Annotated in this window: 24 protein-coding genes; 15 read left to right on the top strand and 9 right to left on the bottom strand. The window is 73.8% G+C overall.

Annotated features, from left to right (window positions below; all coding sequences use genetic code 11):
• Window positions 1–6 precede the first annotated feature (6 nt).
• From J4709_RS24165 to J4709_RS24175, 3 genes are all read right to left on the bottom strand, one after another.
• Window positions 7–816, bottom strand: a complete 810-nt coding sequence (locus tag J4709_RS24165) for an SDR family NAD(P)-dependent oxidoreductase (protein WP_208244080.1) — start codon at window positions 814–816, stop codon at window positions 7–9.
• A gap of 150 nt (window positions 817–966) precedes the next feature.
• Entirely contained in the window at window positions 967–1,659 is a 693-nt protein-coding gene (locus J4709_RS24170) for an alpha/beta fold hydrolase (RefSeq protein ID WP_208244081.1), read from the bottom strand.
• Window positions 1,660–1,681: 22 nt separating this feature from the next.
• On the bottom strand, window positions 1,682–2,881 hold the full coding sequence (locus J4709_RS24175) for an MFS transporter (RefSeq protein WP_232383992.1): 1,200 nt from the start codon (window positions 2,879–2,881) through the stop codon (window positions 1,682–1,684).
• Between the two features lie 243 nt (window positions 2,882–3,124).
• Here J4709_RS24175 and J4709_RS24180 point away from each other — a divergent pair, with 243 nt between their 5' ends.
• The 3 genes from J4709_RS24180 (at window position 3,125) to J4709_RS24190 (ending at window position 7,175) form a co-directional block, all read left to right on the top strand.
• Window positions 3,125–4,159, top strand: a complete 1,035-nt coding sequence (locus tag J4709_RS24180; RefSeq protein WP_208244082.1) for a LacI family DNA-binding transcriptional regulator — start codon at window positions 3,125–3,127, stop codon at window positions 4,157–4,159.
• Between the two features lie 57 nt (window positions 4,160–4,216).
• Window positions 4,217–6,220, top strand: a complete 2,004-nt coding sequence (locus tag J4709_RS24185; protein ID WP_208244083.1) for a HelD family protein — start codon at window positions 4,217–4,219, stop codon at window positions 6,218–6,220.
• A 61-nt stretch (window positions 6,221–6,281) separates the two neighbouring features.
• Window positions 6,282–7,175 carry a DNA-3-methyladenine glycosylase family protein gene (locus tag J4709_RS24190; RefSeq protein WP_208244084.1) on the top strand — a complete coding sequence of 298 codons (894 nt, stop codon included), beginning with the start codon at window positions 6,282–6,284 and terminating at the stop codon, window positions 7,173–7,175.
• On the opposite strand, the gene J4709_RS24195 is transcribed toward J4709_RS24190, so the two are convergent.
• Entirely contained in the window at window positions 7,154–7,750 is a 597-nt protein-coding gene (locus J4709_RS24195; protein WP_208244085.1) for a TetR/AcrR family transcriptional regulator, read from the bottom strand. The genes J4709_RS24190 and J4709_RS24195 overlap by 22 nt on opposite strands.
• Window positions 7,751–7,833: 83 nt before the next feature.
• Here J4709_RS24195 and J4709_RS24200 point away from each other — a divergent pair, with 83 nt between their 5' ends.
• The 4 genes from J4709_RS24200 to J4709_RS24215 all read left to right on the top strand — a co-directional run bounded on the left by J4709_RS24200 (window position 7,834) and on the right by J4709_RS24215 (window position 11,036).
• Window positions 7,834–8,232: a nuclear transport factor 2 family protein gene (locus J4709_RS24200; protein WP_208244086.1), complete on the top strand. Its 399-nt coding sequence runs from the start codon at window positions 7,834–7,836 to the stop codon at window positions 8,230–8,232.
• Between the two features lie 213 nt (window positions 8,233–8,445).
• Window positions 8,446–8,637 carry a nuclear transport factor 2 family protein gene (locus J4709_RS24205; RefSeq protein WP_208244087.1) on the top strand — a complete coding sequence of 64 codons (192 nt, stop codon included), beginning with the start codon at window positions 8,446–8,448 and terminating at the stop codon, window positions 8,635–8,637.
• 135 nt (window positions 8,638–8,772) lie between these two features.
• On the top strand, window positions 8,773–9,966 hold the full coding sequence (locus J4709_RS24210) for an acyl-CoA dehydrogenase family protein (protein WP_208244088.1): 1,194 nt from the start codon (window positions 8,773–8,775) through the stop codon (window positions 9,964–9,966).
• Window positions 9,963–11,036, top strand: coding sequence for an acyl-CoA dehydrogenase family protein (locus J4709_RS24215; protein ID WP_208244089.1), 1,074 nt, complete (start codon window positions 9,963–9,965; stop codon window positions 11,034–11,036). Before J4709_RS24210 ends, J4709_RS24215 begins: the two co-directional genes overlap by 4 nt.
• A 45-nt stretch (window positions 11,037–11,081) precedes the next feature.
• Here J4709_RS24215 and J4709_RS24220 read toward each other — a convergent pair whose 3' ends face one another.
• The 5 genes from J4709_RS24220 to J4709_RS24240 all read right to left on the bottom strand — a co-directional run bounded on the left by J4709_RS24220 (window position 11,082) and on the right by J4709_RS24240 (window position 15,391).
• Window positions 11,082–11,948, bottom strand: a complete 867-nt coding sequence (locus J4709_RS24220; RefSeq protein ID WP_208244090.1) for a 1-aminocyclopropane-1-carboxylate deaminase/D-cysteine desulfhydrase — start codon at window positions 11,946–11,948, stop codon at window positions 11,082–11,084.
• Complete coding sequence (locus tag J4709_RS24225) at window positions 11,945–12,589, bottom strand: adenylate kinase family protein (RefSeq protein ID WP_208244091.1); 645 nt, start codon at window positions 12,587–12,589, stop codon at window positions 11,945–11,947. Before J4709_RS24225 ends, J4709_RS24220 begins: the two co-directional genes overlap by 4 nt.
• Window positions 12,590–12,632: 43 nt before the next feature.
• Complete coding sequence (locus J4709_RS24230) at window positions 12,633–13,187, bottom strand: universal stress protein (protein WP_208244092.1); 555 nt, start codon at window positions 13,185–13,187, stop codon at window positions 12,633–12,635.
• 76 nt (window positions 13,188–13,263) lie between these two features.
• A complete protein-coding gene (locus tag J4709_RS24235) occupies window positions 13,264–14,697 on the bottom strand; it encodes a B12-binding domain-containing radical SAM protein (RefSeq protein ID WP_208244093.1) in 1,434 nt (477 codons plus the stop codon).
• Between the two features lie 76 nt (window positions 14,698–14,773).
• Window positions 14,774–15,391, bottom strand: coding sequence for a hypothetical protein (locus tag J4709_RS24240; protein WP_208244094.1), 618 nt, complete (start codon window positions 15,389–15,391; stop codon window positions 14,774–14,776).
• A gap of 643 nt (window positions 15,392–16,034) precedes the next feature.
• On the opposite strand from J4709_RS24240, the gene J4709_RS24245 reads away from it, so the two are divergent.
• From J4709_RS24245 to pcaC, 8 genes are all read left to right on the top strand, one after another.
• On the top strand, window positions 16,035–16,907 hold the full coding sequence (locus tag J4709_RS24245; protein ID WP_208244095.1) for a helix-turn-helix domain-containing protein: 873 nt from the start codon (window positions 16,035–16,037) through the stop codon (window positions 16,905–16,907).
• Between the two features lie 304 nt (window positions 16,908–17,211).
• Entirely contained in the window at window positions 17,212–17,382 is a 171-nt protein-coding gene (locus J4709_RS24250) for a DUF397 domain-containing protein (RefSeq protein WP_208244096.1), read from the top strand.
• 136 nt (window positions 17,383–17,518) lie between these two features.
• On the top strand, window positions 17,519–18,505 hold the full coding sequence (locus tag J4709_RS24255) for a sigma-70 family RNA polymerase sigma factor (RefSeq protein WP_208244097.1): 987 nt from the start codon (window positions 17,519–17,521) through the stop codon (window positions 18,503–18,505).
• Window positions 18,506–18,693: 188 nt separating this feature from the next.
• The gene (gene pcaH, locus J4709_RS24260; protein WP_208244098.1) at window positions 18,694–19,359 is read left to right on the top strand and encodes a protocatechuate 3,4-dioxygenase subunit beta; all 666 of its coding nucleotides are present in this window, start codon (window positions 18,694–18,696) and stop codon (window positions 19,357–19,359) included.
• Complete coding sequence (gene pcaG, locus J4709_RS24265) at window positions 19,359–19,910, top strand: protocatechuate 3,4-dioxygenase subunit alpha (RefSeq protein ID WP_208244099.1); 552 nt, start codon at window positions 19,359–19,361, stop codon at window positions 19,908–19,910. Before pcaH ends, pcaG begins: the two co-directional genes overlap by 1 nt.
• On the top strand, window positions 19,900–21,105 hold the full coding sequence (gene pcaB, locus J4709_RS24270) for a 3-carboxy-cis,cis-muconate cycloisomerase (RefSeq protein ID WP_208244100.1): 1,206 nt from the start codon (window positions 19,900–19,902) through the stop codon (window positions 21,103–21,105). Before pcaG ends, pcaB begins: the two co-directional genes overlap by 11 nt.
• The gene (pcaD, locus tag J4709_RS24275) at window positions 21,102–21,881 is read left to right on the top strand and encodes a 3-oxoadipate enol-lactonase (RefSeq protein ID WP_307801494.1); all 780 of its coding nucleotides are present in this window, start codon (window positions 21,102–21,104) and stop codon (window positions 21,879–21,881) included. Before pcaB ends, pcaD begins: the two co-directional genes overlap by 4 nt.
• Window positions 21,878–22,258: a 4-carboxymuconolactone decarboxylase gene (pcaC, locus tag J4709_RS55710; RefSeq protein WP_307801495.1), complete on the top strand. Its 381-nt coding sequence runs from the start codon at window positions 21,878–21,880 to the stop codon at window positions 22,256–22,258. Before pcaD ends, pcaC begins: the two co-directional genes overlap by 4 nt.

The following is a 22,258-nucleotide window of genomic DNA, read 5'->3' on the forward strand; positions in this document are numbered from 1 at the left end:
CGCCGGTCAGGCCGGCTCGGCGCCGAGCGCCTCGACCCGCTCGCGCGTCCATTCCTTGACGCCCGCCATGAACCCCTCGACGTCCGCCGCCTTGCCGGACGCCATCTCGGTGAACCAGTCCGGCACGTACCGCTCGAACCGCCCGTTCCCGATGACCTCCAGCACCGCCGCGGCGACCTCCTGCGGCGGCAATGCGTCGGACAGGTCGCTGAGCGGCGGCTCGTTGCCCGGCAGCGAGAACAGGTCGGTGTCGACCAGCGCCGGCTGGACGACGTGGGCCTGCACGCCCGTCCCGTCCAGGTCGACGGCCATGCTCTCCCAGAACGCGGTCAGCGCCGCCTTGGACGCGCCGTACGCGGCCTCGTGCGGCGGGCCGAGCCGCGCCGCGACCGACCCGATCGCGACCAGGTGCCCGTGGCCGCGCCCGATCATCCCGGGCAGCAGCGCGAGCGTCAGCCGCACCGGCGACAGGTAGTTCAGCCGCATCACGTCGTCGTTGTCGGCCGGCGTCATGTCCTGGACGCGCCGCCGCTTCGGCATCGCCGCGTTGTTGACCAGGACGTCCACGCCGCCGAACTCGGCTTCCACGGCCGCCGCGAGCCCGGCGACCGCGTCCAGGTCCGCCAGGTCGGCGACCCACATCGCCGAGGCGGGGGAGTGCTCGCGGCACCGCGCGAGGGTCTTCTCCAGCAGTTCCTCCCGGCGCGCGACCAGCCCGACCCGCGCCCCCGCGGCGGCCAGCGCCTCCGCGACGACCGCGCCGATGCCGGACGAGGCGCCCGTGACCAACGCCGACTTGCCCGTCAGACTCACCATGCCGCCAACGTCACACACGGCCGCGCCGTGCGGCAAGGCGCACCGCCGCGCGGCGAGAAGAGCAGGGCCGCGCGGCGAGAAGAGCAGGGCCGCGCGGCGAGAAGAGCAGGGCCGCGCGGCGAGGGAGCGCGCCGCGCGGCCGGTGCGGGGTCAGATCCAGCCCTCCAGGGACGCCATGAAGCCGTCGAGGTCGTCGCGGTGCACGCAGTGGCCGGTGCCCTCGACCCGCGTCACGGTGAAGCCCTTCGCGCGCAGGCCGGTGGCGAGGTCGTCCGGCACCAGGCGCGGGTCGCCCGCGGCCTGCACCAGCGACGGCACGACCGGCCGGTCCGGGATCATGTCCACCGCCTCGCCCAGCCACCCGGCCGCGGCGACGTCCCAGCGCGCGTACCCGTCCAGCTCGGCGGCGATGTCCTCGTCGGCCCACTTCGGGCACATCTTCCGGACCTGCTCGGCCGTGGCCCGCTTGGTGAACGCGGCGAACTCCTCGAGGTTCGGATTCGCGTCGCCGCCGATCTTCCACGCGGGGTCGCTGTAGACGGCCTTCGCGGGACGCAGTTCCACCGCGACCAGCGACAGCGACAGGGCGCCGAGGGAGTGGCCGATGGCGACGTCCGCGCCGGCCGGAAGCGACTCCACCAGGTCGGCGGCGAACAGTTCGGGGGAGTACTCGGCGGCGTGCGGGCTCTCCCCGTGGCCGCGCAGGTCCGGCATGAGGACGCGGTAGCCGCGGGCGGCGAGCAGCGGCGCGACGCGGCACCAGGTGCCGGCGGACGCCATGATGCCGTGGATCAGCACGGCGGTCCGGTCGCCGGAGCCGGTCTCGTGGACCTTCAGTTTCACGGGGTCTTCCTTTCCGAGGGGTTCAGCGGACGCTCTTGACCGGGAGGATCGAGAGCGCCGCCGCGACGGCGAGGACCGCCGCGACGATGTAGAGCGCGGGGTAGCCGCCCGGGGTGCTGATGATCGCGGACGCGACGAACGGGGCGATGATCTGGGGTCCGGCGTTGGCGATGTTGAGCACGCCCATGTCGCGGGCTGCGTCCTCGCCGCGCGGCAGCACGAGCGTGACCATCGCGGTGTCGACGGCCATGTAGACGCCGAAGAACAGGCCGTCGACCGCCATGAAGACGACCATGGTCGTCCAGTGCGGGGACAGCAGCGGCATCAGCAGCGCGGCGGCCATGCCCGCGCTGGCGACGAAGACGAACGTCTTGCGGCGGTCCAGCCGGTCCGACAGCGGCCCGCCGATCACGGTGGTCACCACCGAGGTCGCGGCGCCGATGAGGGTGAGGAGGGCGACGCCGTCCGCGCCCTTCATGCCGTGCGGCAGCCCGATGTGGTCTTCGAGCATGTACAGCAGGTAGCCGGTCACGCAGAAGTAGGAGAGGATCATGAGCGCGCGTCCGGCGAACACCCACCTGAAGTCGTGGACGCGCAGCGCCGACAGGAACGAGGCCAGGTCGCGCCGCAGCGAGGAGCCGTCGGCGGCGCGCGCGGGCAGCTCGTCCGGACGCGGGTCGTGGGTCAGCGTCGCCAGCAGCACCGCCGCGAGGACCAGCAGGGCGCCGAGCGTCGTGTACCCCCAGGCGACGGCGTGCGTGAACCGGCCGGCCACGACGATCCCGACGAGCAGCCCGAGGGTGGTGCCGGCGCCCGCCATCGCCGACGCGGTGCCGCGCCGGTCGGGCCGCACGCGGTCGGGCACGATCGCGGTCAGCGCCGCCTGGTAGATGTTGCCCATCCCCTGGACGAGGCACCAGCCGACGACCAGCAGCGCGATCGTGCCCGCGTTCCCGAGCGCGACCGCGAACGCCAGCGCGAGCAGCGCGCCGCCGAGCAGGAACGGGTTCCGGCGGCCGAACCGGGAGCGGCTGCGGTCCGACAGCGCGCCGCCGATCGGGTTGAGCAGCGTCGCGAAGGCCGCCCCGATCCCGGTGACGAGGCCGAGCAGCGCGACCTTGTGCGCCTTGTCGATGTGCTCGACCTGGGTCGGCAGCAGGATGCTCGCCACCCCGCCGTACAGGGAGAACAGCATGAGGTTGCCGGTGAGGAGCAGTGGCATCAGGCCGCGTTGAGACCGTGCCGCGCCGGACTCCGCGCCCGCGTGCGCGCGGGGGGCCGCGCCGGTCCCGGCGCTCACCGGACGGTCCCGTGCACGGCCGCGGCGCGGCGGTCGGTGGGGTGCATGGGGGCTCCTCGGGGGATCGGTGACGCGAGTCACTTATACGTATAAATTCTGTATAGCACTCCTTTCCTGGCGCAGGTCAAGGCGGGGCCGCGCCGGACTGTGCGGGAGAATGCGGGCATGGCGCCCGACACCGGTGACCCGGCCCCCTCCGGACGCCCGGCCACCAGCGTCGACGTCGCCCGGCTGGCCGGGGTGTCCCAGGCGACCGTGTCGTACGTGCTGAACGACGCCCCGGGCGTGACGATCAGCGAGGCGACCCGGGCGCGGGTGCGCGCCGCCGCCGAGGAGCTCGGCTACGCGCCCGACGCCTCGGCGCGCACGCTGCGCACCGGCCGCAGCGACATCGTGCTGATGCCGCTGCTGGCCGCCCCCATCGGCACGCTGGTTTTGAGCCTGCTGAACGAGCTCGTCGAGCGGCTGCGCGAGCACGGGCTCACGCTCGCCCTCTATGGGGACGCGCGGTCGCGGGGAGTGGTCGCGGCCCGCGACTGGACGCGCTGGCGGCCCGCCGCCGTCGTGGTGGAGGCGCACCGGCTCACCGCCGCGTCCGTCCGCCGCCTCCACGACGCGGGATGCGCAACAGTGGTCGGGCTGGGTGCGGAGCCGTCGCCGCTCGTCCCGACGATGGTCATCGACGACGGCGAGATCGGCGCCGCCGCCGCCCGCCACCTGCTCGGCCGGGGCCGCCGAAACCTCGCGGCCGTCGTGCCGGCCGAGCGCGGCCTGGACGCCTTCGGTGAACGCCGCCTCGGCGGCGTGACCGCGGCGGCGCAGGCGGCGGGCGCCGCCGTGCGCTGCGTCGACCTGCCCTTCGACGAGGACGCCGCCGCCCGCCTCGCCGCCGGGTGGGCCGCCGGCGGCGCGCGCCCCGACGGCGTGTTCGCCTACAACGACGAGTACGCCATGCTGCTGATGCGGGCCCTGCAGGACGCGGGCCTCGACGTCCCCGGCGACATCTCGGTCGTCGGCGCCGACGACCTGCCGCTGGGCCGGTTCCTGCGGCCCCGGCTCAGCACGGTGCGGGTCGCGGGCGACGTCACCGCGGCGGGCCTCGCCGAGCGGCTGGCCCGCATGGTGGCCGAGCGCGAGCGCGACCCCGCCGTCACCGTCTCGCTCACCCGCGTCGAAATGGTGCCGCGCGAGTCGTCCTGAGGCCGGTAAGGTAGTGGGTTTCGCCGTCCACCCCCTCGCCTCTGGAGGTCCTCCGGCATGCCCGCCGAACCGCCGATCCTCGCCGCCGAGCGCGCCCATCTGGCCGAGTCCCGCGCCGCGCTGCGCCGGATGCGCGAGCACGCGGAGTCATTGTCCGCCGACGTCGCGGCGGACTGGGTGTCCAAGCAGTTCCTGGAGACGCTGCTCGACCAGCGGGTCGCGGCGCTCGCCGACCATCCCGACACCCCGCTGTTCTTCGGGCGGATGGACCGCGACGGCGAGGACGGCCCCGACCTGCCCGCCGTCATGTACGTCGGGCGGCGGCACGTCCACGACGGCGACGAGGGCCGCCCGCTGGTGCTGGACTGGCGCGCCCCGGTGGCGCGGGCGTTCTACCAGGCGGGCCCGGCCGAGCCGATGGGCTGGCGGCTGCGGCGCCGCTTCGGGTTCCAGGGCGGCGAGCTGACCGCCTTCGAGGACGAGCCGCTCGACGGCGGCGCCGAGATCGGCCCGTCGCGGATCCTGACCGAGGAGATCGAGCGGCCCCGCACCGGCCCGATGCGCGACATCGTCGCGACCATCCAGCCGGAGCAGGACGTGATCGTCCGCGCCGACCTGCCCCGGACCGTCTGCGTGCAGGGCGCTCCGGGCACCGGGAAGACCGCGGTCGGCCTGCACCGCGCCGCCTACCTGCTGTTCACCCACCGGGAGCGGCTGTCGCGGTCCGGGGTCCTGATCGTCGGCCCGAACCGGGCGTTCCTCGCCTACATCTCCGCGGTGCTGCCCGCGCTCGGCGAGGTCCGCGTCGAGCAGGCCACCATCGACGACCTGCTCGGCGCGCCGCTGGGGGAGGAGCCCGCTGCGGTGTCGGCCGCCAAGGGCGAGGCGCGGATGGCCGATGTGCTGCGCAAGGCGCTGTGGCTGCACGTCCGCAAGCCGGAGGAGGGCCTGGTCGTTACGCGCGGCGTCGCCCGCTACCGGCTCGCCGACCACGAGGTGCGGGAGATCGCGGCGGGGCTGCGCGGCACCACCCGCTACGGCAGCGGGCGCGCCGCGTTCGCGCAGCGGCTCGCCCACCAGATCCTCGTCCGGATGGAGCAGCGCGGCGAGGCCCCCGACGACCGCGTCCAGGACCAGGTCGCCCGCAGCAAGCCGGTCAAGCAGCTGCTCGACCAGGTCTGGCCCAAGCTCACGCCCGAGCAGGTCCTGTACCGGCTGCTGTCGGACGCCGACTTCCTGCGCGCCGCCGCCAAGGGCGTCCTCGACGAGGACGAGCAGGCCGCCCTGCTGTGGGCCAAGCCGGCCCGCTCGCACCGCTCGGTGAAGTGGACCGCCGCCGACCGGGCGCTGATGGACGAGCTGAACGACCTCATCGAGCGGACCGCGTCCCTCGGGCACCTGGTCGTGGACGAGGCGCAGGACCTGTCGGCGATGCAGCTGCGCGCCCTCGGCCGCCGCTGCGGCACCGGCTCGGCGACCGTCCTCGGCGACCTCGCGCAGGGGACGACGGCGTGGTCCGCGCGGTCATGGAAGGAGGTGCTGTCGCATCTCGGACAGGACGGCGAGGTCACCGAGCTGACCCTCGGCTTCCGCGTCCCCGGGACCGTCCTGGACTACGCCGCCCGGCTGCTGCCGCACGTCGCGCCCGAGCTGGAGAGGCCGCGGTCGCTGCGCGCCGGCGCCGGGGCGCTGGACGTGCGCCGCGTGCCCGACGTGGTGACCGCGACGGTGGAGGCGGCGCGGGAGGCCCTCGCCCGGGCCGGCTCGATCGGGCTGATCGTGCCGGACGCGCTGGCGGCCGCGCACGCGGCGGCGCTGGCGGAGGCCGGGCTGGACGCCGCGCTGCTCGGGCCGGAGTCCGACGGCACCGCGCGGCTGCTGGTCGTCCCGGCGACGCTGGCCAAGGGCCTGGAGTACGACCACGTCATCGTGGTCGAGCCCGCCGTGATCGCCGCCGCCGAGGCGCGCGGCCTGGCGCGGCTGTACGTGGTGCTGACCCGCGCGGTGACCTCGCTGACGGTCCTGCACGCACGCGACCTCCCCGCCGAGCTGGCCCCCTGACCGCGGCGGGACCGCCGCCGCGCCCGTCCGTACCCACCGCCCTCGCCGAGGAGAACCGTCCATGACCGTCCCGCCGCTGTTCACCGAGACCGTCGAGCTGCCCGCGGCGCCGCCGTTCGACCTGGCCGCCGCGCTCGGCTTCATGTGCGGCTTCGCGCCGACCGCCGGTGAGCAGTCGACCGACGGCGGGACGCTCACCAGGGCGCTGCGCGCCGCCGGCCGGACGGTCGCCGCCCAGGTCGTCCAGGCGGGCGACGGTGTGCGCGCGACCCTGCACGCCGCCGAGCCGCTCACCGGCGACGTCGTCGGCGCCGCCGCCGATCGCATCGCGTTCCAGCTCAGCCTCGACGACGACCTCACCGGCTTCTACGCGATCGGGAGGAAGGACCTCGCCTTCGCGCCCGTCCTCGACCGGCTGCACGGCTACCACCAGGTGAAGTTCCCGACCCCGCTGGAGAACCTGGTGTGGGCGATCCTGTCGCAGCGCGCGCCGCAGGCCGCCGCCACGCGCGGCAAGCACGCCCTGCGGGACGAGTTCGGCGACCGGATCACCGTGGACGGCGCGGAGTACGCCGCGTTCCCCGACATCGACCAGCTGGTCACCCTGCCCGAGGAGCGGATCGCCGAGCTCGTCGGGAACCAGCGCAAGGGCCGCTACCTGCACGGGGCGCTGCACGCCTGGCACGGGACGGACGAGGAGTTCCTGCGGACCGGCCCGTACGGCGAGGTCAAGGAGTTCCTGCTGTCCCTGCCCGGGATCGGCGCGTGGTCGGCGAACTTCATCCTGATCAGGGGCCTCGGCCGCATGGACGAGACGCCGCTGGAGAAGGCGCTGCGCGGCGCCGCGTCCCGCGCCTACGGCCGGTCCCTGTCCGACGACGAACTGCAGCGGATCGCCGCCGGCTACGGCCCGTGGCAGGGCTACTGGGCGCACTACCTGCGCGCGGCCTCCTGATCCGTCGTCGCGTCCTGCGGCCGCAGGCCGTCGAAGGCGATCCGGAGGACGTCGTCGCTGCCGCCGGCCCGCCCGGCGGCGTAGGAGATCCCGGCCAGCAGCGCGGTGACCTCGGCCGGGCCGATGTCGGGGCGGACGGCCCCGGCCCGCTGCGCCGGCTCCAGCAGGGCGCCGATCGCGTCCCGGACGTCCGGTCCGGTGCGTCCGGTGGCCCTCCGGGCGTCGACGCCGGCCTCGGCCAGCGCCTCGGTGAGGGCCTGCTTGGTCGCCGCCTGGGAGACGACGCGGGCGAAGAAGCGGTAGAACGCCTCGCCGGGGTCGGGGGCCGACGCGAGCTCGCGGGCCTCGCCGGCCAGCCGCTCCAGCAGTGCGACGAGCACCGCCTCCAGCAGCGACTCCTTGGTGGGGAAGTGCCGGAACACCGTGCCGATCCCCACTCCGGCGCGGCGCGCGACCTCCTCGGTCGAGGCGGAGGTGCCCTGCTCGGCGAACACGTCCTCGGCCGCGGCGAGGACCTTGGCGCGGTTGCGCAGGGCGTCGGCGCGCAGCGGCCTCCCGGACGGGCTCGTCGTCATCGCGGCCTTCCCGTTGACAAGTGGAGTAGCGACTCCGTATTTTCGGATGCGGAGCAGCAACTCCGATTGTACGGGAGAGACTCATGTCCGAGTTCGCCACCCCGCGCGCCGTCTTCCAGCGGCTGATCGACGGGGTGACCGCGCGGCGGCCCGACGGGCTGCCGCAGCTGTACGCCGAGGACGCGGTGGTCGTGCACCCGTTCGCCTACCCGGCGTCCCGGCTGGAGGGGCGCGAGGCGCTGCGCGAGCACTTCGCGCGGCTGCCGGCCCTCCCGGTGGAGATGACGGCCCGCAACGTGGTCGTCCACCAGACCGCCGACCCCGAGGTGATCGTGGCCGAGTTCGAGTACGCGGGCCGCAACACCGACACCGGCCGCGACTTCGTCGTGCCCAACATCTTCGTCATGCGGATCCGGGACGGGCGCATCGTCGAGTCCCGCGACTACGCCCACCACCAGGCGTTCGAGGAGGCGATGGCATGACCGCCCCGACGCCGCGCGAGGTGTTCGCGCGGCTGAGCGCCGGCATCTCCGAGGGCCGCTGGAGCGAGCTGGCGGACCTCTACGCCGAGGACGCCGTGGCCGGCCAGCCGTTCGCGCTGCCGCCCGCCCCGCCGCACCTGGAGGGCCGGGCGGTCATCGGCGAGCACTTCCGGAGGGCGGGCGAGGGGCCGCTCCGGTTGCGCGAGGAACGTCGTGGTGCACGAGACCGGCGACCCGGAGGTGATCATCGTCGAGTTCGACTACGAGGGCCGCATCGCCACCACCGGTCACGGGTTCCGCGTTCCGAACATCCAGATGCTGCGCGTCCGGGACGGCCTGATCGTCGAGACGCGCGACTACCACGACCACCGCGGCCTCGCCCGCGCCTTCGCCGCCCGCGCCTAGCCCGCGCCCAGCGGGCGTGGACGGTTGACCGACCCCCGTGCCGGTTCCTAGGGTGGACGGGCCATACCGACCGGTTGGTATGTTCGTTCGCGGTGGCCCGTTCGCCACCCTGCACCCCGCGCGGAGGTTCGCCCTGTGAGCACTGCACCGCCCGACGCCGACGAGCTGAGCAGGCGGGTCGAGGAGTTCCTCGCCGCCCACGACCCGTCGGCCACCGAACCGCTGGAGTTCCTGCGCGCCCGGTTCGACGCCGGCCTGGCCTGGGTCCACTACCCCGAGGGGCTCGGCGGGCTCGGCGCCCCCCGCGCTCTGCAGCCCGCCGTCGACCGGCTGTTCGCCAAGGCCGGCGCGCCGACCAACCATCCCGAGCGCAACGGCATCGGGCTCGGCATGGCGGCCCCGACGATCCTGGCGTTCGGCACCGAGGAGCAGAAGCGCCGCTTCCTGCGCCCGCTGTGGACCGGCGAGGAGCTGTGGTGCCAGCTGTTCAGCGAGCCCGGCGCCGGCTCCGACCTCGCCGCGCTCGCCACCCGCGCCGTCCGCGACGGCGACCGGTGGATCGTCAACGGCCAGAAGGTCTGGACGTCCATGGCGCACGAGGCGCGCTGGGCGATCCTCGTCACCCGCACCGACCCGGACGTGCCCAAGCACCGCGGCATGACCTACTTCGTCTGCGACATGACCGCGCCGGGCGTCGAGGTCCGGCCGCTGCGGCAGATCACCGGCGAGGCCGAGTTCAACGAGGTCTTCCTCACCGACGTCGCGATCCCCGACGAGCACCGGCTCGGCGACGTCGGCCAGGGCTGGCAGGTCTCCACCACCACGCTGATGAACGAGCGGGTCGCGATCGGCGGCGCCGCCGCGCCCCGCGAGAGCGGGATGATCGGCGTCGTCGCCGGCCTGTGGCGCGACCGGCCCGAGCTGCGCACCCCCGGCCTGCACGACGCCGTCCTGCGCGCCTGGGTGGAGACCGAGGCGGCCCGGCTCACCGGCGAGCGGCTGCGCCAGCAGCTCACCGCCGGGCAGCCCGGCCCCGAGGGGTCCGGCGCCAAGCTCGCCTTCGCCAAGCTCAACCAGGAGGTCTCCGGGCTGGAGCTGGAGCTGCTCGGCGACGAGGGCCTGCGCTACGACGACTGGACGATGCGCCGCCCCACCGAGGTCGACTTCACCCGCCGCTCGCCCGGCTACCGCTACCTGCGCGCCAAGGGCAACTCCATCGAGGGCGGCACCTCGGAGATCCTGCGCAACATCATCGCCGAGCGCGTCCTCGGCCTGCCCGGTGAGATCCGCGTCGACAAGGACGTGGCGTGGAAGGACCTGCCCAAGTGAGTGACCTGCTCTACTCCGAGATCGAGAACGACCTGCGCGCCGGCGTCCGCGAGCTGCTCGACGACAAGGCGCCCTGGACCGGCGTGCTCGCCGGCACCGAGAAGGACGAGCCGTACGACGCGGCGCTCTGGCAGGCCGTCGCCGGGCAGCTCGGCTGCGCCGGGCTGCCCGTCCCCGAGGAGCTCGGCGGCGCCGGCGCCACCTGGCGTGAGACCGCCGTGGTGCTGGAGGAGCTGGGCCGCGCCGTCGCGCCCGTCCCGTTCCTGACCAGCTCCGTCGTCGCGACGGCGGCGCTGCTGGCGGCGGGGGAACGGGAGCTGCTCGGGTCCCTGGCGGCCGGCGAGAGGATCGCCGTGCTCGCCGTCCCGTTCGCGACGCCGCCCGGCGACGTCGCCCCGACCGCCCAGGTGTCGGACGGGAAGCTGACCGGCGAGGTGGCGGGGGTCGCCGACGGCCTGGCCGCCGACGTCCTGCTCGTCCCCACCGCCGACGGCCTGTACGCGGTCGACGCCGCCGACGCCGCGCGCACCGCCGTCACCTCGCTCGACATGACCCGGCGCCTGGCCGACGTCGCCTTCTCCGGAGCGCCCGCGCGGCGCGTCGCGGAGGGCGGCGAAGCGGTCCGCACCGCGCTGCTGACCGGCGCGGCGCTGCTGGCGTCCGAGCAGCTCGGCCTCGCCCAGCGCTGCCTGGACGACACCGTCGCCTACGTCAAGACGCGCTACCAGTTCGGCCGCCCGGTCGGCTCCTACCAGGGCCTCAAGCACCGGCTCGCCGACCTGTGGACGTCGATCACGCAGGCCCGCGCCGTCGCCCGGTACGCCGTGTCCTGCGCCGCCTCCGGCGACGCCGACCTGCCCGTCGCCGCCGCCGTCGCGCAGGCGCACTGCTCGGCCGTCGCGCTGAAGGCCGCCGAGGAGTGCGTGCAGATGCACGGCGGCATCGGCTTCACCTGGGAGAACTCCTCGCACCTGTTCCTCAAGCGCGCCAAGGCGGACGCGATCGCGCTCGGCACCGCCGACCGCCACCGCGCCGCGCTCGCGACCCTGGCCGACCTCCCCTCGGCCTGAACCACGGGTCCGCGGCCCGCCCCGGCGAACTCCTCGCCGGGGCGGTCAGCCGGTGATGACGGCCAGGATCCGGGCACCGGCGGGGAACACGCCGCGCTCGGCGAGCGCGACGATCCCGAACATCATCTTCGCCGTGTAGATCCGGTCGAGGACGAGCCCGTGCCGGTCGGCGAAGTCGCCGATGAAAGCGTCCAGCTCCGGGGACGTCCTGGCGTAGCCGCCGAAGTGGAAGCCGTGCTCGACGCTCCAGGCCCCGCGCCGCTCCCCGTAGGTCTCGTGCTGGAGGCGGTCCACCTCGGCGTCCATGAAACCGCCCTTGAGCACGGAGAACCCCAGCGCACGCGCGCCCGGCGGCAGCCCGGCGGCCAGGCCCGCGAGCGTCCCGCCCGTCCCGCACGGGCAGCAGACCACGTCGAAGCCCGCCGCCTCGGCGCCCAGCTCCGCGCAGCCCCGGACGGCCAGGGCGTTGCCGCCGCCCTCGGGCAGCAGGTAGAAGTCGCCCCACCGGTCCCGCAGCGCGGCGACGACGTCCGGTTCGTGCTTGCGGCGGTACGTCGTCCGGTCCATATAGGTGAGCCGCATGCCCCTGCGCTCGGCGTACGCCAGCGACGCGTTCAGCGGCAGGTGCTCCTCGCCCCGCACGACGCCGATCGTCGCGAATCCGAAGACGTCCCCGGCCGCCGCCGTCGCCCGCAGATGGTTGGAGTACGCCCCGCCGAACGTCAGCAGCGTCCCGTGCTCGCGGGCGGGCCCGATGTTGTGCCGCAGCTTGCGCCACTTGTTGCCCGGAAGCTCGGGATGGACGAGATCGTCGCGCTTGAGGAACAGCCGCAGGCCGCGCCGCGCGAACCGGGCGTCGTCCAGCTCCACGACCGGTGAGGGCGCCGCCTCGGGCACGCCGGCGGCGGTCATCGCGGTGCGGGCAGGCCGAGCTTCTCCCGCAGCGTCCGCTGCACGGTGTCGGCGTCGGGCCGCGCGTCCACCGTCACCACGTACTCCTTGCGGCCGAACAGCTCCAGGATCGGGGCGGTCTTCTCCCGGTAGAGCCGCAGCCGCTCCGCGACCGCCTCCTCGGTGTCGTCCGCGCGCGTGACGAGCTCACCGCCGCACACGTCGCAGCGGCCCTCCTGGTCGGGCCGGTCCGCGATCAGGTTGTAGTCCATCCCGCACTCGGAGCACAGCCTGCGCGCCAGCACCCGGCGCCGCACCTCCTCGTCCGGCAGATCCAGGTGGATCACGCCGTCGATGTCGTAGCCCTCCAGGAAGAACTCCGCCTGCCGGCGGCTGCGCGGGAACCCGTCGATGATGAACCCGTAGTTCCAGTCGTGCTGGTGGAGCCGGTCCCGGACGACGCCCTCCACCAGGTCGTCGCCCACCAGCTCGCCCGCCGCCATCGCGCGCCGGACCTGCGCGCCGAGCTTGGTGTGGTTCTGCACATGCCAGCGGAAGATGTCTCCGACGCCGATGTGCACCAGGTCGAGATCGCGCGCCAGCAGCAGCGACTGCGTCCCCTTCCCGCTGCCCTGCGCGCCGATGATCACGTACTTGCGCATGCCCGCAGCCTATGCGGCGCGGGCCGCCCGCCCGCGCCGCGGGTCAGCGCGCGAGCCGCAGCGCCCGGCCGAGCCAGCGGAACCGCGACCGGTCGGGCGCGTGCTCGGGCTCGTCGCGCAGCGTCATGTAGTCCGGCAGCGTCCCGATCGCCGGCGGGCGCACGCACACCAGCGTCGCCCGCGCCCGGCGCGCGCAGTGCAGCCGCACCGACGGCCGCAGCAGCCGCGAGAACGGCCCCCGCGTCCCGTGCCCGACGACCAGGATGTCGTCCTCGCCCGCCAGCCGGACCAGCGTCGCGCCCGGCTCCCCGACCAGCGCCAGCGCCGTCATCTCCACCCCGTCCGGGGGACCGCCGCTCACCTCGTCCAGCAGCCGGGCGACCAGCTCGGCGCCCGACCCGCGCAGCGCGTCGGTGATCCCGCAGCCGAGCTGGCCCGCCGCCGAGACGTGCGGCGGCAGCGGCGCGGAGTGGGCGACGAGCAGCGGCAGCCGGCGCAGCCGCGCCTCGCCGATCGCCCAGGAGAGCGCGCATCGTGCCCCCGCGGAGTCATCGACCCCCACGACGACGCGCGGGCCGCCCTCCGGTCTCGCGATCACGGTCCCTCCTGAAGGCAACGGACTGATGTGCACTCTAGGGTGCAGGCATACCCGTTCCGACGGAAGTGTTTCCGCTTCAGGAAAGCCGAGTTTCCGCAATCGTCACCGGCGTGTCACCGGCGGGCCGCTCGCCGCGGGCGCTCGCGGGCCGGGCGCCGAACCCCGACAGGACCGACTCCAGCAGCGGCAGCGCCGCCCCCGCCCGCTTCGCGCGGATCACCACGTCCCACGCCGGCTCGAACTTCTTCCACCCGCCCGCGTACGCCGCGTGCCGCGCCTTCCCCCGCAGCGTCGGCTTCGACGCCGCGCCCCTCGCGATGTTCCGCCACTTGTAGAAGTCCCGGTAGGCGCGCCAGTAGCCGCTCTCCAGCTGGGTGGCGGTCATCCGGGCTGGCTTGAACACGACGGTGCGGGTGTCATAGCGGTCCCAGTCGTGGTGAAGGATCCGCCCCGCCTTCTCCATCCGCGCGTACAACCGCGTACCGGGGTACGGCGTCATGACGTGGAACGTCGCGGTCTCGATGCCCTGCCCGACCGCCCACTCCACCGTCCGCTCGAACACGCTCGGGTCGTCCTCGTCCATGCCGAACACGAAGCTGCCGTTCACCATGACGCCGTGGTCGTGCAGGCGCCTGATCACCTGCCCGTAGTCCCGGTCGATGTTCTGCCACTTGCGCTGCTCGGCGAGGTTGCCGGCGTTGACGGTCTCGAACCCGACGAACAGGCTGCGCAGCCCCGACTCCACCGCCTTCTCCAGCAGCCCCGGCCGCAGCACCGACTGGACCGTCCCGGCGGCCTGCCACAGCCGCCCCATGCCGCGCATCCCGTCGAACAGCGTCCCGGCGAACCGCGCGTTGCCGAACAGGTGGTCGTCCAGGAAGTACAGGTGACGGCCCGGCAGCCGTTCGATCTCCGCGAGTGCCGCGTCGACCGTCTGCGTATAGAAGGACTTGCCGCCCTCGAAGAACGCCTCCTTGTAGCAGAAGTCGCAGACGTGCGGGCAGCCGCGCGACACCACGATCGAGTTCGGCACGAGGTACCTGCGCCGGTCGATCAGATCCCGCCGCACCGGCGGAAGCGCCGCCAGCGTCCGCTCGGTGGACTCGTAGCGCGCCGCCGGACGTCCCGCGCGGAAGTCGGTGAGGAAGCGCGGCCAGGTGTCCTCGCCCGGTCCGAGGAACACCGTGTCGGCGTGCGCCGCGGCCTCGTCCGGCAGCGACGTCACGTGCAGGCCGCCGAGGCACACGTGCACGCCCTTGGCGCGGTAGTGATCGGCCAGCTCGTAGGCGCGCCGCGCGGACGTGATGTAGACCTGGATGACCACCAGGTCGGGCTCGTCCGACAGGTCGACCTTCTGGACGTGCTCGTCGGTGAGCGTCACCTCGTCGTCCGGCTCGAGGTACCCCGCCAGCGTGGCCAGCCCGAGCGGCGGGAAGAGCGAGTACTTGATCGGCCGGTAGAACGGCGACGTCGCCTCGGTCAGGGCCGGAAGGATCATCTTCACGCGCATGCTCTTCACCCTGGCGCCCGGAAAAGCGCGACATGTGCCGCCATTGTGGAGATCCCGTAAAGGTCCCCCCGCCGCACTACGCCGGGCCGGAACCCGACGTCCACAGCCACGCCGTCGCCTTGGTCTCCTTGCAGACCACGTGGACGGGCCGGTACCGCTCCCGCTCGACGTAGGCGCCGCTGCCCGTCACGTCCTCGAACATCCGGTCGCCGACGAGCAGGCCGACGTCCGAACCGGACAGCTCGATCGCCTCCTTGAACGCCGGCGCGTCCAGCAGCCGGAACAGATGGATCACGGCATGCCCCGCCACACCGTAGGCGTCCCGCCGCACGAAACCGGCCGACACCGCGACCCGCAACCGCAGCCGCGACGCCTCGCTCCGGCACCGGTTCGAATGCCGCAGCATCGCGCCGAGATGATGAGCGAGCGGATCGAGGAGCAGATGCCCGGGCATGCCCGGCGGCAGCACGACGAGCATGCCGTCGCCCCGGTCCTCCACATGGCAGGCCTCCCACGGCAGCCAGGTCATCTCGAACGCCCGCCGCACCAGTTCGTACGTCGCGCCGCGGAGCTCCTCCTGGATCGCCTCGTCCCGGTGCGGGGCGCTGAAGCCCACCACGTCCACGGCGAGGAGGCACGTGTAGTGCCGCGGGTCGGCGGGGGCGGCGGCCGGGCGCGGCGCCCACCCGCCCATGAAGCGCACCTGCGTGACGGAAGCGTCCCGTGACACTGGCTTCCGGTCGTGCGCGCGTCGTATCCTCATTGAGGATCGAAGCCTTTCTGGGAATGGCTGTTACGGTCACGCGCGGGACCCCTGCTGCAACAGGGGTCCCGCCACTGTTCGGGCGGGCTTCCGGCGGTTTCCGTCGGCCCGCGGGGGCTGGTGCGTTCACCTTCGTCGACTATTATGCGCCGACTCGCGGAGAGGCCCCTGCCCGCGGCTGATTGCCTGGCGCAGATCTGCGCGCCGCAGATCGCAAGAATCTTTTTCTCCACCTGTCGCCGCGATAAGTGGCAACACGGCGCCACGCGCCCTGCCTGACGGCGGCACGGCGCATGGCGGTTCGGCGGCAGGCGAAGCGCGCGATGGCACGCCTCTCGACGCACTCAGTGAAAGGAGACGCGACCGGTGGGCCTCCTGGGGCGGTGAGCGTCCGCCGCCGCCGCCCCGCGCCCGCACGGCAAGGTTCCAGAGTGCTTTCCGCCCTTGTCCCGCTGCAATCTGCAACCTGGTGCAGTGGGCCTGGCAAACTGCCACATCGCTGTTTTAATGGAGGCATCCCGCACGGCGGCGGTCGGTGACGTGCCGCTCTGCCAGGGCGAGCAGAGGGGTGAGCATGGGTGTGCCCTCCCGACCCGGGCCGGTGGTCCAGCGCGCGGTTCTGACCAGTGAGCTGCAGCGCCTCCGCCAGGAGAACGACACGACCCAGGAGCAGGTGGCCGCCGCGCTCGACTGGTCGACGTCCAAACTGATCCGCATCGAGGGCGGGGCCGTCGGCGTCTCCACGACCGACCTGCATGCGCTGCTGCGCCACTATGGAATTCAGGACGGCGACGCGCAGATCGCGAAGCTGACCGAAATCGCCCGGGACGCCCGCCAGCGCGGCTGGTGGGCGCTCTACAAGAACGAGCTGGCCCCCGAATACCTCAGGTACATCGGGTATGAGAACGGCGCGTCGATCATCCGCAGTTTCCAGCCGCTGCTGGTGCCCGGCCTTCTCCAGACCGAGGAGTACGCGAACGCGGTTACGGTCGAGTTCGTTCCGACCCTTAACCAGCGCGATGTCGTGGTCGAGGTGCGGATGCGGCGGCAGGAGGAGATCTTCTCGCAGAGCGGACCCCCGCGGATATCGATGGTGGTGGACGAGGCGGCGCTCCGCCGCCGGGTGGGCGGTCAGGTCGACCCCGGCATCATGCCCAGGCAGTTGCGGCATCTCCTCGGGATGCTCGAGAAGCCTTATGTGTCGATCGAGGTCATCCCGTTCTCCAAGGGCGCCCATTTCGGCATGGGGGGCGAGTTCACCGTTCTAGAGTTCGCCGATGCCAGAGTGAACGACGTCCTGTACATCGAGCAGACGGACGTCACCGTCATGGACCCCGACGCGAGGATCACCGGCTACCGGGCGGCGTACGAGAACCTGCGGCAACTGGCCGTGCGCCCCGATGAGACCGGCCGCTTCATCGAAGAGATCATCGCTTCCATGACGTGACGCCGGCCGGCCGCCGAGCCACCGGCGAACCCCGGACCAAGAGTCGCATTGCGCCGTCCGGTCGCTGCCGAAGCTGGTACAAATCTTCCTGCCAAGATCGATGGACTCTTCCTGCCGAGATCGATGCGAATTACGGAGAGTGTTCGCTGATCGCTCTGGGTAGGCAACGGGCGGTGGTGCCCGCGGATAGGCGAAACGGCCTCGGTGAGGCCGGTGGGAGGCTCTGGTGACACTGGTCCAGCGGTCCGTTTCCGTGTCCGGTGGAGCCGCGCCCACCGGCGCTCGCGAGGAGCCCGCAGGAGCCGTGCGCTGGCGCAAGGCCTCGGCGAGCCGGGAGGCCGAGTGCGTCGAGGTGGCGGGGGCGCGGGCTTTGGTCTGGGTGCGGGACTCCAAGGATGCCGGGGGGCCGGTGATCGCGATGACGCGGGAGGCTTTCGCGGGGCTGGTGGCGGGGATTCGCGGGCGCGCCGGGTGAGCCGTTCGGGGTGGTGAAACCGCAGGTCGGGCGTAGGATCGTCAGAACGCATGTGTTCTGTCGGTGGGGTCGCCTACGGTCGGGGTGGACGGCGGCCGAAGCGGCGCCGCCGCACTGACGCCGCCCAGCGAAGGTGATGACCACCATGGTGAACAGCACCAAAGAGACGGATCAGGACTTCCAGGAGCTGGCCGACCCGTACCGGCGGGAGCTGCTGGCGCACTGCTACCGGATGCTGGGGTCGATCCACGACGCCGAGGACCTCGTCCAGGAGACCTATCTGCGGGCCTGGCGGTCCTACGACAACTTCGAGGGGCGGTCGTCCCTGCGGACGTGGCTGTACCGGATCGCCACGAACGTCTGCCTGACCGCGATCGACCAGCGCGGCCACCGGCCGATGCCGTCCGGGCTGGGCGCGCCCAGCGACGAGCCGGAGCGGCCCGTCGTCGCGTCGCCGGAGGTGCCGTGGCTGGAGCCCGCGCCGGACGCGGTGCTCGGCGCGGACGCCACGGATCCCGCCACCATCGTCGCCGCCCGCGAGAGCACCCGGCTGGCGTTCGTCGCCGCGCTCCAGCACCTGCCCGCCAAGCAGCGGGTCGTGCTGATCCTGCGGGACGTGCTGAAGTGGAAGGCCGCCGAGGCCGCCGAGCTGCTCGGCACGTCCACGGCGGCGGTCAACAGCGCGCTGCAGCGGGCGCGCGCGCAACTGGAGGAGGCGGCGCCGCTGCGCGACGAACTGGTCGAGCCGACCGACCCGGGCCAGCGCAAGCTGCTCGAGCGGTACGCGAAGGCGTTCGACGACGCGGACGTGGACGCGCTGCTGGAGCTGTTCCGCAAGGACGCGGTCTGGGAGATGCCGCCGTTCCCCGAGTGGTTCGTCGGCTCGGACGCGATCGTCCGGCTGATCAAGGCGCAGTGCGGCCCCGAGCCGGGCGAGCTGCGGATGATCCCGGCGGCGGCCAACGGCCAGCCGGCCTTCGGCATGTACCGGCGCGACGCCGAGGGCGTGCACCGGCCGTTCCAGATCCAGGTGCTGAGCATCACGGGCGACGGGGTGTCGCAGGTGTCGGCGTTCTTCGACACGTCGCTGTTCCCGGTGTTCGGGCTGCCCGACCGCGCCTGATCCCGGCCCCTCCCGCTGACGGCGCCCCTGGTTTTCCATTGAGCGGAAAGCCGGGTGCGGCGCGGTCCCCGGCTGCTGCCAGGGTGGAGCGCAGTGCGGCGCGACGGCGGGGCGGACGTGCACGGCGGCCCTAAGGTGATCATCGTGGCGGGCCGCACCGCGGAGCACGTCGAGGAAGGAACGAGCGCATGACGCATCCCCCGTACCTGTATCCGGGCTACAAGAGCACCGTGCTCCGCGCCCCGGCGCAGGAGCTGATCATGCCGAAGCTCGGCCCGGACAGCGTGGAGCTGGCCGCGCCGGTCTTCGGCCACCAGGAGCTCGGCCGGCTGGACCACGACCTGACGGTCCAGCACTCCGGCGAGCCGCTCGGCCAGCGGATCATCGTGACCGGCCGGGTGCTGGACGGGGCGGGCCGCCCGGTGCGCAACGCGCTCGTGGAGGTCTGGCAGGCGAACTCCGCGGGCCGCTACGACCACCTCGGCGACATCCACCCGGCGCCGCTGGACCCGAACTTCACCGGCGCGGGGCGCTGCCTCACCGACGACGACGGCCGCTACCGCTTCATCACGATCAAGCCGGGCGCGTACCCGTGGGGCAACCACCACAACGCGTGGCGGCCGGCCCACATCCACTTCTCGGTGTTCGGCACCGCGTTCACCCAGCGGCTCGTCACGCAGATGTACTTCCCGGACGACCCGCTGTTCCCGTTCGACCCGATCTTCCAGTCGATCCCCGAGCAGAAGGACCGCGACAAGCTGATCTCGCGGTTCGACATGGACCTCACCAAGCCGGAGTGGGCATTGGGGTTCCAGTGGGACATCGTGCTCGGCGACACCCCGATGGAGGCGTGATGACGGCATCGGCGAAGACCACCCCGTCGCAGACCGTCGGCCCGTTCTACGGCTACGCGCTGCCGTACGAGGCCGGCCCGCGGGTGGCGCCCGCGTGGCGGCCGGACGCGATCACCGTGCGGGGGCGGGTGCTGGACGGCGCCGGCGAGCCCGTGCCGGACGCGCTGCTGGAGATCTGGCAGGCCGACGAGAACGGGGAGATCCCGCGGCGGCCGGGCGGCATCGTCCGGGAGGGGCATGACTTCTCCGGGTTCGGCCGGTGCGGCACCGACCCGGCGGGCGGGTACTGGTTCACCACGGTGAAGCCGGGCGCGGTCGGCGCGGGCGCGCCCTACATCGCGCTGCTGGTGTTCGCGCGGGGCCTGCTGAAGCCGGTCGCGACCCGGATCTACTTCCCCGAGGACGAGGCCGCGCACGCCGCCGACCCGCTGCTCGCGGAGGTCCCGGCGGACCGCCGCGGGACGCTGGTCGCCGAGCGGGAGGCCGACCGGACGTACCGGTTCGACGTGCGGCTGCAGGGCGAGGGGGAGACGGTCTTCCTTGCCCTCTGAGACGCCGCCTTCTGAGACGGCGCCCACCGAGGGGCCGTCGCCGGACGCGGGGCTGCTGTCGCCGGTGCGCGCCGGGACGGAGGCCGAGGCGGCCACCAGCGACGCCGCGTACCTGGCGGCGATGCTGGACGCCGAGGCGGCGCTCGCCCGGGCGCAGGCCCGGCTGAAGATCGTTCCGGCCGCCGCGGCGGAGGCGATCACCGCCGCCGCGGCCGGCGGCGGGTTCGACCCGGCCGACGTGGCGCGCCGCGCCCGCGGGTCCGGCAATCCGGTGGTGCCGCTGGTCGCCGACCTGCGCAGCCGCGCCGGCGCGGCGGGCGAGCACGTGCACAAGGGCGCCACCAGCCAAGACATCGCCGACACCGGCGCCATGCTCGTCGCGGCCCGGACGCGGCGCGTCACCCTGGCCCACCTCGACCGGGCCCTGGACGCGCTGGCCGGGACGGCGGCGCGGTACCGCGACACCCCGATGGCGGGCCGCACGCTCGGCCGGCAGGCGCTGCCCACCACGTTCGGCGCGAAGGCGGCGAACTGGCTGCTCGGCTGCCTGGAGGCGCGCGAGCGGCTGGCTGCGGTGGCGCTGCCCGTCCAGCTCGGCGGCGCCGCCGGCACCCTGGACGCCTACGGGGACGCGGCGTTCGACCTGGTCGCCGCGTTCGCCGAGGAGACCGGCCTGGACGTCCCGGTCCTGCCGTGGCACACCCGCCGCACCCCGGTCGCCGACCTCGCGTCCGCTCTCGCGGTGACGGCCGGCGCCCTCGGCAAGATCGCCACCGACGTGTGGCTGCTCGCGCAGAGCGAGGTCGACGAGGTCGCCGAGGCCGCCGGGCCCGGGCGGGGCGGCTCGTCGTCGATGCCGCACAAGCGCAACCCGGCGCTGTCGGCCCTCGTCCGGTCGGCGGCGCTGCAGGTCCCGGCGTACGCGCAGGTCGTCCTCGCCGCGCAGGCCGCGCCGCTGGAGCGGCCGGCGGGGGAGTGGCACGCCGAGTGGCAGCCGCTGCGCGAGTGCCTGCGGCTGACCGGCGGCGCCGCCGAGACCGCCGCCGAACTGGTCTGCGGGCTGGAGGTGTCGGCGGACCGGATGCGCGCGAACCTGGACGGCCTGCTGAACGTCCTCGGAGCCGACCCCGGCACCGGCGCGGCCGCCGCCCTGGCCGACCGGGCCCTCGACGCGTACCGGAGGAGCCGCGCGTGACCCCGCATCCCGAGACCCCGCAGTACCGCCTCGACGGGCCGGCGGACGCGCCCGTCGTCGTCCTCGGCCCGTCCCTTGGCACCTCGATGGACCTGTGGCTGCCGCAGCTGCCCGCGCTGACGCGGTCATGGCGGGTGCTGCGCTACGACCTGCCGGGCCACGGCGGCGCGCCGCCGCCGGACGGCCCGTTCACCGTCGAGGACCTCGCCGGCGGGGTCGCCGCGCTGCTCGACCGGCTCGGCATCGCCGAGGCCGCGTACGCGGGCGTCTCGCTCGGCGGCGCGGTCGGCACCGCCCTCGCGCTCCGCGCCCCCGAACGGGTCGCGAGCCTCGTCCTGTGCTGCACCTCGCCGCGCTTCGGCGACCCGGAGCCGTGGCGGGACCGCGCCGCGCTCGTCCGCCGCGAAGGCGTCGGACCGGTCGCCGACACCGCCGCAGAGCGCTGGTTCACCCCCGGGTTCACCGGCGCGGAGCCGTACGTGGCGATGCTCCGCGCGACCGATCCGGAGGGCTACGCGGGCTGCTGCGACGCGCTCGCCGCGTTCGACGCCACCGCGCGGCTCGGCGGCATCACCGCGCCGACCCTGGTGATCGCCGGCGCGCAGGACGGCCCGACCCCGCCGGAGGGGCACGCCGACCGCCTCGCCGGCGGCATCCCCGGCGCCGAACTGGCGGTGGTCGACGGCGCCGGGCACCTCGCCAACGCCGAGCGGCCGGAACCGGTCACCGAGGCGATCACCGCGCACCTGGATCGCACCTGGAAGGGACGGGCATGAGCACCGACGAGGAACGCCACGCCGCGGGCATGCGGACGCGCCGCGAGGTGCTCGGCGACGCGCACGTCGACCGCGCCGAGGCGCGCAAGGACGCCTTCACCACCGACTTCCAGGACCTGATCACCCGGTACGCGTGGGGCGAGATCTGGACCCGTCCCGGGCTGGACCGCAAGACCCGCAGCTGCATCACGCTGACCGCCATGGTCGCGGGCGGCCACCTGGACGAGCTGGCCATGCACGTGCGCGCCGCGCTGCGCAACGGGCTGACCCCCGAGGAGATCAAGGAGGTCCTGCTGCAGACCGCGATCTATTGTGGGGTGCCCGCCGCGAACTCGGCGTTCGCCGTCGCCCAGCGGGTACTGGCCGAACAGGAGTGA

The organism is Actinomadura violacea (assembly GCF_017573465.1).
Taxonomy (GTDB): domain Bacteria; phylum Actinomycetota; class Actinomycetes; order Streptosporangiales; family Streptosporangiaceae; genus Spirillospora; species Spirillospora violacea.

What these genes read in the sequence shown, in the direction of transcription:
- pcaC (WP_307801495.1), top strand. Translation starts at nt 21,878, where the DNA reads ATGAGCACCGACGAGGAACGCCACGCCGCGGGCATGCGGACGCGCCGC.
- J4709_RS24165 (WP_208244080.1), bottom strand. Translation starts at nt 816, where the DNA reads ATGGTGAGTCTGACGGGCAAGTCGGCGTTGGTCACGGGCGCCTCGTCC.
- J4709_RS24220 (WP_208244090.1), bottom strand. Translation starts at nt 11,948, where the DNA reads ATGACCGCCGCCGGCGTGCCCGAGGCGGCGCCCTCACCGGTCGTGGAG.
- J4709_RS24225 (WP_208244091.1), bottom strand. Translation starts at nt 12,589, where the DNA reads ATGCGCAAGTACGTGATCATCGGCGCGCAGGGCAGCGGGAAGGGGACG.
- J4709_RS24185 (WP_208244083.1), top strand. Translation starts at nt 4,217, where the DNA reads ATGCCCGCCGAACCGCCGATCCTCGCCGCCGAGCGCGCCCATCTGGCC.
- J4709_RS24235 (WP_208244093.1), bottom strand. Translation starts at nt 14,697, where the DNA reads ATGCGCGTGAAGATGATCCTTCCGGCCCTGACCGAGGCGACGTCGCCG.
- J4709_RS24240 (WP_208244094.1), bottom strand. Translation starts at nt 15,391, where the DNA reads ATGGGCGGGTGGGCGCCGCGCCCGGCCGCCGCCCCCGCCGACCCGCGG.
- pcaH (WP_208244098.1), top strand. Translation starts at nt 18,694, where the DNA reads ATGACGCATCCCCCGTACCTGTATCCGGGCTACAAGAGCACCGTGCTC.
- pcaG (WP_208244099.1), top strand. Translation starts at nt 19,359, where the DNA reads ATGACGGCATCGGCGAAGACCACCCCGTCGCAGACCGTCGGCCCGTTC.
- J4709_RS24245 (WP_208244095.1), top strand. Translation starts at nt 16,035, where the DNA reads ATGGGTGTGCCCTCCCGACCCGGGCCGGTGGTCCAGCGCGCGGTTCTG.
- J4709_RS24200 (WP_208244086.1), top strand. Translation starts at nt 7,834, where the DNA reads ATGTCCGAGTTCGCCACCCCGCGCGCCGTCTTCCAGCGGCTGATCGAC.
- J4709_RS24175 (WP_232383992.1), bottom strand. Translation starts at nt 2,881, where the DNA reads ATGCCACTGCTCCTCACCGGCAACCTCATGCTGTTCTCCCTGTACGGC.
- J4709_RS24195 (WP_208244085.1), bottom strand. Translation starts at nt 7,750, where the DNA reads ATGACGACGAGCCCGTCCGGGAGGCCGCTGCGCGCCGACGCCCTGCGC.
- J4709_RS24180 (WP_208244082.1), top strand. Translation starts at nt 3,125, where the DNA reads ATGGCGCCCGACACCGGTGACCCGGCCCCCTCCGGACGCCCGGCCACC.
- J4709_RS24190 (WP_208244084.1), top strand. Translation starts at nt 6,282, where the DNA reads ATGACCGTCCCGCCGCTGTTCACCGAGACCGTCGAGCTGCCCGCGGCG.
- J4709_RS24255 (WP_208244097.1), top strand. Translation starts at nt 17,519, where the DNA reads ATGACCACCATGGTGAACAGCACCAAAGAGACGGATCAGGACTTCCAG.